Source organism: Pararhizobium sp. DWP1-1-3 (assembly GCF_049896125.1).
Lineage (GTDB): Bacteria > Pseudomonadota > Alphaproteobacteria > Rhizobiales > Rhizobiaceae > Pararhizobium.
On the sequence record NZ_JAFCTR010000010.1, the window covers coordinates 32,914 to 44,805 of the forward strand.

Annotated in this window: 11 protein-coding genes and 3 pseudogenes; 10 read left to right on the forward strand and 4 right to left on the reverse strand. The window is 58.0% G+C overall.

Annotated elements, in window-relative coordinates:
• The first annotated feature begins 3 nt into the window (after positions 1-3).
• The 5 genes from ACP7BS_RS19505 to ACP7BS_RS19525 all read left to right on the forward strand — a co-directional run bounded on the left by ACP7BS_RS19505 (position 4) and on the right by ACP7BS_RS19525 (position 4,784).
• The gene (locus tag ACP7BS_RS19505; protein ID WP_426239443.1) at positions 4-543 is read left to right on the forward strand and encodes a BA14K family protein; all 540 of its coding nucleotides are present in this window, start codon (positions 4-6) and stop codon (positions 541-543) included.
• Positions 506-640, forward strand: coding sequence for a BA14K family protein (locus ACP7BS_RS19510; protein ID WP_426239444.1), 135 nt, complete (start codon positions 506-508; stop codon positions 638-640). The genes ACP7BS_RS19505 and ACP7BS_RS19510 overlap by 38 nt, the downstream gene beginning before the upstream one ends.
• Positions 641-903: 263 nt before the next feature.
• Entirely contained in the window at positions 904-2,433 is a 1,530-nt protein-coding gene (gene istA / locus ACP7BS_RS19515) for an IS21 family transposase (RefSeq protein ID WP_426239560.1), read from the forward strand.
• The gene (istB, locus tag ACP7BS_RS19520; protein ID WP_426239445.1) at positions 2,423-3,235 is read left to right on the forward strand and encodes an IS21-like element helper ATPase IstB; all 813 of its coding nucleotides are present in this window, start codon (positions 2,423-2,425) and stop codon (positions 3,233-3,235) included. Before istA ends, istB begins: the two co-directional genes overlap by 11 nt.
• 259 nt (positions 3,236-3,494) lie before the next feature.
• A complete protein-coding gene (locus ACP7BS_RS19525) occupies positions 3,495-4,784 on the forward strand; it encodes a GGDEF domain-containing protein (RefSeq protein ID WP_426239446.1) in 1,290 nt (429 codons plus the stop codon).
• A gap of 94 nt (positions 4,785-4,878) precedes the next feature.
• On the opposite strand, the pseudogene ACP7BS_RS19530 reads toward ACP7BS_RS19525, so the two are convergent.
• Positions 4,879-5,138 (reverse strand): annotated as a pseudogene (locus ACP7BS_RS19530) (SDR family NAD(P)-dependent oxidoreductase); the annotation flags it as partial.
• An 85-nt stretch (positions 5,139-5,223) separates the two neighbouring features.
• Here ACP7BS_RS19530 and ACP7BS_RS19535 point away from each other — a divergent pair.
• From ACP7BS_RS19535 to ACP7BS_RS19555, 5 genes and pseudogenes are all read left to right on the forward strand, one after another.
• Positions 5,224-5,423: pseudogene (locus ACP7BS_RS19535) on the forward strand (Hsp20 family protein); the annotation flags it as partial.
• A gap of 386 nt (positions 5,424-5,809) precedes the next feature.
• Positions 5,810-5,923: pseudogene (locus tag ACP7BS_RS19540) on the forward strand (SMP-30/gluconolactonase/LRE family protein); the annotation flags it as partial.
• A gap of 123 nt (positions 5,924-6,046) precedes the next feature.
• Positions 6,047-6,760, forward strand: coding sequence for a FadR/GntR family transcriptional regulator (locus ACP7BS_RS19545; protein WP_426239447.1), 714 nt, complete (start codon positions 6,047-6,049; stop codon positions 6,758-6,760).
• Between the two features lie 19 nt (positions 6,761-6,779).
• Positions 6,780-7,982 (forward strand): mandelate racemase/muconate lactonizing enzyme family protein, encoded by a 1,203-nt coding sequence (locus ACP7BS_RS19550; RefSeq protein ID WP_426239448.1) that lies wholly within the window; start codon positions 6,780-6,782, stop codon positions 7,980-7,982.
• Between the two features lie 66 nt (positions 7,983-8,048).
• Positions 8,049-8,939 (forward strand): DMT family transporter, encoded by an 891-nt coding sequence (locus ACP7BS_RS19555; protein ID WP_426239561.1) that lies wholly within the window; start codon positions 8,049-8,051, stop codon positions 8,937-8,939.
• Positions 8,940-9,031: 92 nt separating this feature from the next.
• On the opposite strand, the gene ACP7BS_RS19560 is transcribed toward ACP7BS_RS19555, so the two are convergent.
• The 3 genes from ACP7BS_RS19560 to ACP7BS_RS19570 are packed head-to-tail and all read right to left on the reverse strand — an operon-like array spanning position 9,032 to position 11,892.
• Positions 9,032-10,036 carry a TRAP transporter substrate-binding protein gene (locus ACP7BS_RS19560; RefSeq protein WP_426232966.1) on the reverse strand — a complete coding sequence of 335 codons (1,005 nt, stop codon included), beginning with the start codon at positions 10,034-10,036 and terminating at the stop codon, positions 9,032-9,034.
• A 45-nt stretch (positions 10,037-10,081) separates the two neighbouring features.
• Positions 10,082-11,359, reverse strand: a complete 1,278-nt coding sequence (locus ACP7BS_RS19565; RefSeq protein WP_426232968.1) for a TRAP transporter large permease — start codon at positions 11,357-11,359, stop codon at positions 10,082-10,084.
• The gene (locus ACP7BS_RS19570) at positions 11,359-11,892 is read right to left on the reverse strand and encodes a TRAP transporter small permease (RefSeq protein ID WP_426239449.1); all 534 of its coding nucleotides are present in this window, start codon (positions 11,890-11,892) and stop codon (positions 11,359-11,361) included. The genes ACP7BS_RS19565 and ACP7BS_RS19570 overlap by 1 nt, the downstream gene beginning before the upstream one ends.

The window sequence follows — 11,892 nt, forward strand, 5'->3', positions numbered from 1 at the left end:
ACGATGACCTACCCCATCCTGCCCGTCCTGGGCGTCACGCTCTCTCTCACATTCATTGCTGGGAGTGTCATGGCAATCCCCAATTTTGGGCCCGCCCCCGAACCGAAAAAACTTGGCAACATTGATATTACGTCTCTGTGGACCTCCCGGCCCGTGTCTATCGATCGCAGCAAGCAGAGCTTCGAACGCCTCCCCGCTCTTGTCGTTCAACAGCCAGAGACCGACAGGATGGACCCAGCACCCCAAGAAATTGTAACCGGCACGGGTCTTGCCTTGAGGCAGGATGCCCAACCCCACGGCATCGGTCAGAACGAGATAGTCGGCGAAGCGCCATACGTTGGATCAGGAACGGCAGTCACCGCATGGTGCGCCGAGCGATATAGATCGTATCGCGCGTCGGACAACACATACCAGCCGTACGGTGGCGCCCGCCGGCAGTGTGAGCCGCCCTTTGCGGCTGCGGAGCGCAACTCGACGACCTCGGATGTGGTGCAGATTTCATCTAATGTCGAAGAAATCGGTCACGGGGGAGAACCACACTGAATGGTGTTTTGCTCGATATCACTCGTACAATCCCAACAACAATACCTATCGCTCCTTCAGCGGTGAAATCCGCTCCTGTGTGTCACCGTATATCTAAGACGAGATCGCAAGCGACGGCACCGTCGACATCGAAGCGATTAGGTGGTTTAAAGCGGAACGACGAGACGGTTTAAAAAGAATGCAAAAATGAGGTTACGCGCTGACTTCGAAAATTTACCTCTGACATCGCATCTAGCGTTTTCTTAAGCTGTTGATTTCCACTGAGAACTGACCCGGTAGCACAGGATATTTCCATCGAGAATTGACCCATGTTTGAACCTTGCCCTGCGTGTTTTCAGCGGGGGCTACGGAGTGATCGACATGGCGTTACTGAGCGTGATCCGACGCTGGCATTTTCGAGACCACATATCGATCCGGGAGATTGGCCGCAGAACCGGCCTATCCCGGAACACTATCCGCAAATATCTCCGTCTTGATGGCGTGGAACCATCTTTCAAGGTGCCGGAGCGGCCGAGCAAGCTTGATCCTTTTGCCGACCGGCTGTCAGCGTGGCTGCGGACGGAAGCCAAAAAGAACCGGAAGCAGCGGCGCAACCTGAAGCAATTACATGCCGATCTGATGAGCCTTGGCTACGAGGGATCGTATGGTCGGGTTGCTGCTTTTGCTCGGGAATGGAAAGCTGATCTGCAAAGGGAGCTACAGACCACGGGGCGTGGGACGTTCGTTCCGCTGGCCTTTGATCCGGGTGAGGCCTTCCAGTTCGACTGGTCGGAAGACTGGGCAATCATCGGCAATGAGCGCACCAAACTGCAGGTGGCCCATACAAAGCTTAGCTATTCCAGGGCGTTCATCGTCCGGGCGTATCTTCTGCAGACGCACGAGATGCTGTTCGATGCCCATAACCACGCGTTCCGTGTCTTCGGCGGGGTGCCACGGCGCGGCATCTACGACAACATGCGCACGGCAATCGATAAGATTGGACGCGGCAAGGAGCGCGACGTTAACATCCGCTTCATGGCAATGGCCAGCCACTACCTCTATGAGCCGGAGTTCTGCAATCCGGCGTCTGGCTGGGAGAAAGGCCAGGTCGAGAAGAATGTTCAGGATTCGCGCCATCGGTTCTTTCAACCGACACCGCGCTTTCCATCGTTGGAAGCCCTGAACGACTGGCTGGAGCTTCGATGCAAGGAGGTTTGGCAGCAGACCCCGCATGGAAAGATGCGTGGCACTATCGCTGACCTCCTGGCCGAGGAAACAAAAACTCTGATGCCAACGGCGCGTGTCTTCGATGGTTTTGTCGAGCATACCAAACGGGTGTCCCCAACCTGCCTGGTTCACTTCGATCGCAATCGCTACAGCGTTCCGGCATCCTTTGCCAACCGACCCGTCAGCATTCGGGTTTATCCAGACCGTATCGTTGTTGCAGCGGAGGGTCTGATCATATGCGAGCATCTTCGCATCATCAGCCGGTCGCATGACGGACCTGGGCAGACGATTTACGATTGGCGGCACTATCTCGCGGTCGTGCAGCGCAAACCTGGCGCTCTTCGCAATGGTGCGCAGTTCGTCGATCTTCCCGAAGCCTTCAGAACGCTGCAGCAGCACCTGCTCAAAAAGCCGGGTGGCGATCGAGAGATGGTCGATATTCTGGCGCTTGTTCTCCAGCACGACGAACAGGCAGTGCTATCGGCAGTCGATATGGCTTTGACGTCCGGAGTTCCGACCAAAACCCATGTGCTGAACCTGTTGCATCGCCTCGTCGATGGCAAATCCTCGACACCACCGACGATCGACGCGCCGCAAGCTCTTACACTTACCAACGAGCCCAAGGCCAATGTCGAACGCTACGACTCCCTGAGGAAGACTGCGGAGGTCCGCCATGCGTCATAACCCAGCCAGCGGCGCGATCGTTATCATGCTGCGCCAACTGAAGATGCACGGCATGGCTCAGGCAATCGGTGAGCTCACCGAACAGGGACCACCAGCTTTTGAGGCTGCCATTCCTATTCTGTCGCAACTGCTCAAAGCGGAAACGGCAGAGCGGGAGGTCAGATCAACCGCCTATCAGCTCAAGATCGCTCGCTTCCCGGCCTATCGCGATCTCAACGGCTTCGACTTCTCGAGCAGCGAGATCAACGAGGCGCTCGTGCGCCAGCTCCATCGCTGCGACTTCCTCGATGATGCCAACAACATTGTCCTGGTCGGCGGCCCCGGCACAGGCAAAACCCACATTGCCACCGCTCTCGGTATCCAGGCAATCGAGCATCATCACAAACGCGTCCGGTTCTTCTCAACAGTCGAGCTGGTCAACGCGCTTGAACAGGAGAAGACGCAAGGTCGCTCAGGGCAGATCGCCAATCGGCTTGTCCATTCCGATCTCGTCATCCTCGACGAGCTGGGCTACCTGCCGTTCAGTGCGTCAGGTGGCGCGTTGCTCTTCCATCTCCTGAGCAGGCTCTACGAACGTACCAGTGTCGTCATCACCACCAACCTGAGCTTCAGCGAATGGGCCAGCGTCTTTGGCGATGCCAAGATGACCACGGCGCTGCTCGACCGCCTGACCCACCACTGCCACATCCTCGAAACCGGAAACGACAGCTTCCGCTTCAAGAATAGCTCAGCTCATGAACCGAAAAACACGAAGGAGAAAAACAGGAACTTGACCTCTACACCAGACCCGAAACATATCTAAAAGGCGGGTCAAATCTCGGTGGAAATACCGGTCAGTTCTCAGTGGAAATCAACAGCCTTGGCTTCTAGAGGGGGTGCGGGGGCGACAGGATGAGCGCAATGAGGACGAGTGGGGAGTACAGGGCGGCGATACTTGACTTTGTCATGGGATTTTCCGTTTGCCCAGTGCATCCGATTTTTCGTTTAGATTTAGCAAACCGTGTTAAACGTTGGCTTCCGCCCACGGTTGTTTCCATTGGCTGATGTCCTAAATCGGTGAGATGGAAGAGCAACCGATCAGAGCTTCTGGAGAACCCAAGGGCGCACCGCCGTACGACGCTCTCGAACGGCCCACTGCGGTCATCGGAGACGAGGTGGCGCGCCAACTTGGCGGCCGAACCCGAGACATCCATCTAAACAGCGAGCTCTCGCGTTTTTTCCAAGAGCGCTCCTGGCCTCAGACGTCTAAGATCATAAGGGCATGGATGATCTGGGTTATTGTTCTCGACGTCCTCACGCTATGTCTCAACGCATTCTTGCTACCTGCCGAGATTGTCGTGTCGATGCTTCTGCCGGCCGCGATCCTCCCACCCGCCGCCGTAACGGTCGCGATTTTTTTTCGCGAGCGAAGGGCTGTGCGGCTGCAGGCAACAGTCCTGCTAGTTGGCGTTTTCTTTATTCTGTTGTCCGTTGCTTTGGTGGGGATTGCTACGGGTGGTGAGTTTTACGAGCGGCATTTGACGATCATGCTTTTCGTCGCTGTGACCGCTATCGTCATTTTTCCGATTCCGCTCCGCTGGGCTATGGTGATCGGCGCGTATGCTGTCGGTCTTTACCTCGTGTTTCAGCTCGGAAACCCGGACATCCAGCCCGGAAGTGCAGTGGCAGGAACCCTGTTCTTCGCGAGCGGCATTGGTGCAACCTTGGTGGCGCGCCGAACAGCAACGATTTTCGCGCACAAAACATTCCTGCTGGAGTTGCGCGACCGCAGTCGCCTCGCCGATCTTTCTGATGCTAATGCCCGGCTCGAACTGCTTGCGCGAACGGATCCGTTGACGGGGGTCGCTAACAGACGCTCGATGATGGAGCGGCTTAAAAAATGTTGGAAAGCAGCAGAAAATTCAGGGGGCGCTGCAATTTTGATGTGCGACATTGACGATTTCAAGTGCCTGAATGACAGCCTTGGGCACGCGGAGGGCGACCGCAGCCTGGTGAAGGTTGCCGGAATAATTCAGAGCAGCCTCAGAGATGATCATGATCAGGTGGCCCGCTATGGAGGCGAAGAGTTTTTGGTCCTGCTCCCGGGTGCTGACAAACATGCTGCTTTTGCGGTAGCTGAAACCATCCGTAAACGGGTCGAGGCCGCGTCACTCCCCAACCCTCTGTCGCGCGTAATGCCAGTTGTAACGGTCAGCATCGGCGTGGCGATGACTATACAGTGTGGACGCATTTCCGCTGAACGCCTCCAGAGCCAAGCAGATCACGCACTGTACTTTGCCAAGAGTCAGGGGCGGAACCGGGTCGTTGCCAATGCAGAGACCGAATGGCCGGCGACGAGTCCGATCGGCTGACTGTGATGGCCCCATAAGTATCCATATACGATCGCCCATTCAACAAATGCGCGAGGTAGTGTGCCCATTAGGAAACCTGTCGAAGAGCAAGCTTCCGCTCCACCATGCCCGGAAGATAGGTGCGTGACAGACGCACGCCACTCATGACATTGACGTTGAACATATGGCTCCAGTCGGCGTCGGTGATGTCGCTGAAGGCCTTGCTCTCGTAGATGCCGAGATTGTTGACGAGGATATCGATCGACGGTTCGGCCTTCGCGATGCTCGCGGCGCCCTCGGCGCTGGCCGCGTCTGCCAGAATGCCTGTGATCTCAGCCGGCCGGAAGTTTTGACGTCGGCGATCGCGCTGTCGAGCTAGTGCCATGTTGCTTCAAGGAGGATATGGCCATCGCAACATCTTATGACTATGCACCACTCTTCCGCTCGAGCGTTGGCTTTGACCTACCTGCATCGTGGTATAGCCGGTCGCCCTTCGAACACCGCGTCGAGCTGGCAGACCACGTAAGGGTCGCCGGCGCAGAACTGACGAATGGCCTGTTGTCGATCGATCTGGTTCAAGAACTCCCCGAGGCGATGAAACCACGCAAGATCGAAATTCAGACGAACGCATCGCTTGCGAGTAAGAAGAGCGCACCGTAGATCGAAGCGCAAAAGTCATCCTGAGGGCTCCCTCCGACTAAGGGGCGCTGGAATCCAGCGGGCCGTTTTTCCTTTTCAACCATCGGGCTTGTGAATGGAATGCAACATGAAACCCGATATGTTTGAAACACCCGGTACCATCTTACCGGCCTCGGAACCCCGACGGACGTCCGCACGGTGACGCACGCCTACGAGCTTCTCAACGATCAGCCGGCGTCCCCTGATGATCCAGCCGTACGCTTGCCTTGATGGCCTGTCGCGCGGCACATGCCGGAGACATAGAGGCGGACACAGCCGTGGCGTTTTTGCGGCCTTTGGGGAGGAGCACGACTTGATCGCGCCCGATATTGATATCGTCGTCGCTGGCTGCAGCAGACACAGGAGCGACGGTCGCCAATCTCCCATTTGGCGGCCCACGCCGCAACCGCCTGTTTATCACGGCCACGCAGTCGCTCTACGCCATTTATCTGACGACAACCGGAGCCACCTGGCCCCGGTGACGGACGGACGATGCAGGCAGCCGCCCTACGGTTTCCAATGCACGACAACGCAAAAACCACGCGTAGCCCTTCATTTTTCTGGAAAGCTGTACTATAGCTTTTCCAGAAGATAGAGGACTACTTATGGGCAAAACCCCTGTTCCGCTCGTCGCCGACGATTTTGTCGCCGGAGCAATTGCATCGATAACGCGCCTGATACGCGACAAGGAGCTTAAACCCGGCGATCATTTGCCGGCGGAGGCGGCACTATCTGAACAGTTTCAGGTTTCAAGGACAGTCATCCGCGAAGCACTGCGCTCGCTGGCCGCCTTGCGTCTTGTCGATCTTGGCGTTGGCAAAAGACCGACGATTGCCCCACTTGACGATGCCTCAATGGCGATGATGATCGAACATGGCGTGGTTACCGACCAGATCGATATCCTGCACATCTACGATGTGCGGCGCACGATCGAGGCACGCACGGCGACGCTTGCCGCACTCCGGCGCACAAAGGCAGAAGCGCAGTTGATCCTTGATCACGCCCAGGCGATGGGACAAGCCATCGGCGATCCCATGGCGGTCATGGAGCATGATATCTCCCTTCACGCAGCCATCGCACGCGCCTCCCGCAACCCGGTCTTCGCCTTGATCATTGGGGCCTTCCAGGGCGTGACCCGGCAGACATGGCCGATCGGCTGGAAGAGCCGTGCCGATGATGATGAGCGCCGGGCGATGAATGCGCTGCACGAGAATCTCGCGCTGGCGATCGTTGACGGCAATCCGCAGGCCGCTGCCGTGTTGATGAACCGGCATTTCGATCAAAGCATCAAGGCACTGCTCACAGCAGGCCTTGTTTGAGACGGACGGGAGACCACCTATGAAAATCACCGGCCTTGAAACCGTGCGCGTTGCGGAGCGTGCCAATCTGCTTTGGTTGCTGGTTCATACCGACGAAGGCGTAACCGGTCTCGGAGAAACCTTCTTCGGCGCACAGACGGTCGAGGCCTACGTGCATGAGTATATTGCGCCACGGGTGATCGGCCGCGATCCGCTGCAGATCGACCTGCTGGCCGCCGACCTCGTCGGTTATCTCGGTTTTCGATCATCAGGGGCCGAAGTGCGTGGCAATTCCGCCTTCGACATCGCGCTCTGGGATATTTTCGGCAAGGCGACGGGTATGCCGATCGCACAGTTGCTGGGCGGGTTTACCCGTCAGGAGATCCGCACCTACAATACCTGTGCCGGGAGCGAATATATCAAGAAAGCCACCGGACAGACGACCTCCAATTACGGCCTTTCGGACGGCAAGGACTACGACGACCTCAACGGCTTCCTCCACAATGCCGACGAACTTGCCCAATCGCTGCTTGAAGAGGGCATCACGGCGATGAAGATCTGGCCCTTCGATGCGGCGGCAGAAAAGACCCGCGGGCAATATATCTCGATGCCGAACCTGAAAAAGGCGCTTGAGCCTTTTGAGAAGATCCGCACCGCCGTCGGCGACAGGATGGATATCATGGTCGAGTTTCACTCCATGTGGCAATTGTTGCCGGCCATGCAGATCGCCAAGGAATTGACGACGTACAAAACGTTCTGGCACGAAGACCCGATCAAGATGGACAGCCTGTCTAGCCTTGCACGCTATGCAGCCGTGTCGCCCGCACCGATTTCGGCGTCGGAGACGCTTGGCTCGCGCTGGGCGTTCCGCGATCTTCTGGAAACCGGCGCGGCCGGGGTGATCATGCTTGACATTTCCTGGTGCGGCGGGCTCTCGGAGGCACGCAAGATCGCCGCGATGGCCGAGGCCTGGCACCTGCCGGTCGCACCCCACGACTGTACCGGACCCGTCGTCCTGTGCGCATCCACCCATCTGTCTCTCAACGCGCCAAACGCGCTGGTCCAGGAAAGCGTGCGCGCATTCTACCGCACCTGGTATCGGGATCTGGTGACGGCGTTGCCGGAGGTGAAAAACGGGATGATCACCGTTCCCCCCGGCGCCGGCCTCGGCATGGACCTCAACCCGGACCTGGATCGCGCCTTTACGGTGAGCCGTCGTCTTTCGGATGCGACCAGCTTGTAAAGCGTCCTACGCCTAAAAAAGAAGATTGGGAGGTTTTGTGTGACTACTCTGGAAACCCGTGCCGGGATGGCAATTTCGCCACTTGCCGGTCCGCTGATCATGCTTCTGGGCATGGTGATGTTCGCCCTTAACGATGCGATGGGGAAATGGCTGGTGGCGAGCTACGGGCTCGGACAGGTTATCCTGATCCGCAGTTTGGCGGCGCTCGTCATTCTGGCACCGTTCCTCTGGCTGGCCAGGCTCAAATCCATCACCTCCGCTGAGCAGCCATGGATGCAGTTCGCCCGTGTGGTGTTTTCCACCCTGGAGGTTTTCTGCTTCTACTATGCGGTGATGTATTTGCCGCTGGCCGATGTCATGACCTACTGGCTGGCAGCACCGATTTATGTTGCGGCAGCGTCCCCCCTTTTGCTGGGGGAGACAGTCGGCTGGCGGCGCTGGTGCGCCATTGCCGCCGGTTTTGTTGGCGTTATCATCACGCTCGAACCGTCGAGGGCGATCTTCACCCTGCCGGCCCTGATCTCGATCGTCGGCAGCATGGCCTTCGCCTTCATGCTGCTGTCGGGTCGCGGTCTGCGCAACACGCCGGACAAGACGCTGGTGTTCTTTCAGGTCGCCGGCGCTGCCCTTGCCGGTCTCGCCTTCGCGCCGTTCGACTGGGCGCCGATTTCGTCTGGTGTCGATCTGTCGCTGCTCGGCCTGCTCGGTATTGTTGCCATGGCCGCCCATATGCTGGTCAACCGTGCCCTGAAGATTTCGGATGCGGCAACGGTGGCGCCGCTGCAATATACGCTGCTGCTCTGGGCGGTGGTGTTCGGCTGGATTTTCTTCGGCGATGTACCGCGGCTGAGCATGCTGACAGGCGCGGCGCTTATCGTCGCCTCCGGACTTTTCATCTTCTTCCGGGAGCGGCAATTGAAGAAGCGTGAGACGGTTTTGCCTGCTGTTCCGGAATGATGGTCACAACCACTCAGCGATACACGCGCTCATGAAAAGGGGACCGGGCATTGATGCACGGTCCCCTTCAAGTTTCTTAAGGCAGTCAAGGATTACTTGCGCGCTGCTGCAAGCTCCGCAAGGATCGCGTCGACAACATCGGCGCCGATTTCGGCCTTGTGCTTTTCATAAACGATCATCGACTTTTCGCGAATACGGGCCTGCTCTTCAGCAGACAGAACATTCACTTCCAGGCCGGCGGCCTTGATTTTATCAAGGGACGTCTTGTTCAGTTCCTGGATGACCTTTCGCTCCTCGTCACGGCCAACGACCGCGCACTCCCGCAGCGCCGTCTGCTCTTCCGGTGTATAGGTGTCGAAGATCGCTTTCGAGAACAGCAACAGGAACGGCGTATAGGCGTGGTTCGTCTCGGTGATGTACTTCTGCACCTCGAAGAACTTTGAGGTGTCGATCGTCACATAGGGGTTTTCCTGGGCGTCGATCGCATTGGTCTCCAAAGCCGAAAACACTTCGCCAAATGCCATCGGCGTGGCGTTTGCGCCAAGGTTCTGGAACGTGTCGAGGAAGATATTGTTCTGCATGACGCGAACCTTCATCCCCTCGAAGTCTTCCCACTTGGTAACCGGACGAACGGAGTTCGACAGGTTGCGGAAGCCGTTTTCCCAATAGGCGAGATTGACGAGGCCGGCGGCTTCCAGCTTCTCGTTCATCATATCGCCGAACTTGCCGTCAAGGACCTTATAGGCTTCCTGCGGCGTGGCGAACAGAAAGGGCAGGTCGAAGACGCCCAGCGCCGGAATGATGCCGACAAGCGGGGAGGACGAGGTGACGACGCCTTCCTGCACGCCCGAGCGCAGGGCCTGGGTTGCCTGCAAGTCACCGCCAAGCGCACCGCCCCAGAAAGCGGTAATCTTGAGCTTTCCACCGGACTTTTCATCCAGGCAAGCCTGCATGGCCTTGATACCGTTGCCGACCGGGTGGTCGGCGTTGATGCCGTTCGAAATGCGAATGTTGCGGTCGTTAAACTCGGCAAAGGCCGGGGCCGCGGCCGACAGGCCGAATGCAATCGCGGTGGTGGCTAGAAGCAGTTTTCTCATAATATCCTCCCTGGATGGTTGAGTGAGACTGTGGGTTGCTGGCGGCTAATGCAGCCACCGGGCAGGCACGAGAACGAGGTCCGGAAACAGAACCAAGAGAAAGAGAACGATCGTTTGCGCCAGAAGGAACGGCCAGACCCCGATCGTCACCTTGCCAAGCGGAACCCGACCGACGCCGCTGACGACGTTCAACACGACACCGACGGGCGGCGTGATCAGCCCGATGCAATTGTTCATGATGAACATGACGCCGAAATAGACCGGGTCGATGCCCGCCTGCTTGATGATCGGCATCAGGACGGGCGTCAGGATCAGGATGGTCGGCGTGAGGTCGAGCGCCGTTCCGACCACCAGAACCAGGATCATGATCACAAACATCAACAGCATCGGGCGGTCGATCAGTGGCTCGATGTAACCGGCGATTTCTGCCGGGATATTGGCGGCGGTAATCAGCCATGCCGAGACGAGTGCTGCGCAAACCAGGAACATGATGACCGATGTCGTCTTGGCCGCCTGCAGGATGACGCGCGGCAGGTCCCTCGGCTTAAGCTCGCGGTAGATGACCATGCCGACGAACATCGCATAGGCGGCTGCGATTACCGCAGCCTCGGTTGGCGTCATGATGCCGGCCTTGATGCCGCCGAGGATGATGACCGGCATGCCGAGTGCCCACAGCGCCCGGCCGGTGGCTGTCAGCCGCGCCGACACCGGCGCCTTGGGCAGCGGCTCCACCTTGTCCTTGCGCACGACGATCAGCCAGGCGATCACCAGAGCCAGGCCCATCATGATGCCCGGCACGATGCCGGCCATGAACAGCTGGGTGATGGAAACGTTTGCGGCAACACCGAAGACGATGAAGGCCATCGAAGGCGGGATGACCGGCGCAATGATGCCGCCGGCGGCGATCAGTCCCGCCGATCGAGGCACATTGTAGCCGGCTTTGGCCATCATGGGGAGCAGAATGGCTGCAAGCGCGGCGGTATCGGCTGCGGCCGAGCCGGAAATGCTGGCCATGATAATCGCCGCCAGAATGGCGACAAGGCCCAGACCGCCGCGAATGTGGCCAACGCAGGCAATCGCGAACTCGATGATGCGACGCGACAGGCCGCCGGAGTTCATCAACTCGCCGGCCAGGATAAAGAAGGGAATGGCCAGAAGCGTGAAGGTATCAGCCCCGGCGATCATGTTCTGCGCGATGATCTGCGTGTTGAACATGCCCATGAACCACATGAGAATGACGCCGCAGAACATCAGCGCGAAGGCGACGGGCACGCCGATCGCCATGGCCCCAAGCAATGACCCGATAAAGACGAGAAGGGTCATCAGGTACGCTCCGCCAGTTGTTCGATGGTCAGATTTTCACCTGCGAATGCCGCGATCTCCTCATCTGTCACGCGTCCGCTCAGCAACCGAAACAGTCGCTCGATCGCGATGATCGCCATGCCGGCACCTGTGAACAGGCCGACGCCATAGACCCAGATCATCGACATGCCCGTCACCGGAGCTGCCATACTGGCATTGATCGGAAACTGCTTCCACGTTCCCCAGAAGAAGATGGCCGAGCATAGGATGATCACCAGATTTGACAGAGACATGCAGATGATCCGGCCGCGGCGCGACAGAAACATCACCAAAGTCTCGATGCCGAGATGACTGTGCTCACGAAACGCGACGACTGCACCGATGAATGTCAGCCAGACGAAGAAATAGCGCGACAATTCCTCGGAAACGTTGATGCCCGAATTGAAACCGTAGCGCATGATCACATTGACGAAGACCATGATCGCCATGCCCGAAAGAAGCAGGATGAGCAGCAATTCAAGAAAACGGAAAAATAGATCGGTCGCCTTCTGCAT

What these genes read in the sequence shown, in the direction of transcription:
- ACP7BS_RS19505 (WP_426239443.1), top strand. Translation starts at nt 4, where the DNA reads ATGACCTACCCCATCCTGCCCGTCCTGGGCGTCACGCTCTCTCTCACA.
- ACP7BS_RS19510 (WP_426239444.1), top strand. Translation starts at nt 506, where the DNA reads ATGTCGAAGAAATCGGTCACGGGGGAGAACCACACTGAATGGTGTTTT.
- istA (WP_426239560.1), top strand. Translation starts at nt 904, where the DNA reads ATGGCGTTACTGAGCGTGATCCGACGCTGGCATTTTCGAGACCACATA.
- istB (WP_426239445.1), top strand. Translation starts at nt 2,423, where the DNA reads ATGCGTCATAACCCAGCCAGCGGCGCGATCGTTATCATGCTGCGCCAA.
- ACP7BS_RS19525 (WP_426239446.1), top strand. Translation starts at nt 3,495, where the DNA reads ATGGAAGAGCAACCGATCAGAGCTTCTGGAGAACCCAAGGGCGCACCG.
- ACP7BS_RS19545 (WP_426239447.1), top strand. Translation starts at nt 6,047, where the DNA reads ATGGGCAAAACCCCTGTTCCGCTCGTCGCCGACGATTTTGTCGCCGGA.
- ACP7BS_RS19550 (WP_426239448.1), top strand. Translation starts at nt 6,780, where the DNA reads ATGAAAATCACCGGCCTTGAAACCGTGCGCGTTGCGGAGCGTGCCAAT.
- ACP7BS_RS19555 (WP_426239561.1), top strand. Translation starts at nt 8,049, where the DNA reads ATGGCAATTTCGCCACTTGCCGGTCCGCTGATCATGCTTCTGGGCATG.
- ACP7BS_RS19560 (WP_426232966.1), bottom strand. Translation starts at nt 10,036, where the DNA reads ATGAGAAAACTGCTTCTAGCCACCACCGCGATTGCATTCGGCCTGTCG.
- ACP7BS_RS19565 (WP_426232968.1), bottom strand. Translation starts at nt 11,359, where the DNA reads ATGACCCTTCTCGTCTTTATCGGGTCATTGCTTGGGGCCATGGCGATC.
- ACP7BS_RS19570 (WP_426239449.1), bottom strand. Translation starts at nt 11,892, where the DNA reads ATGCAGAAGGCGACCGATCTATTTTTCCGTTTTCTTGAATTGCTGCTC.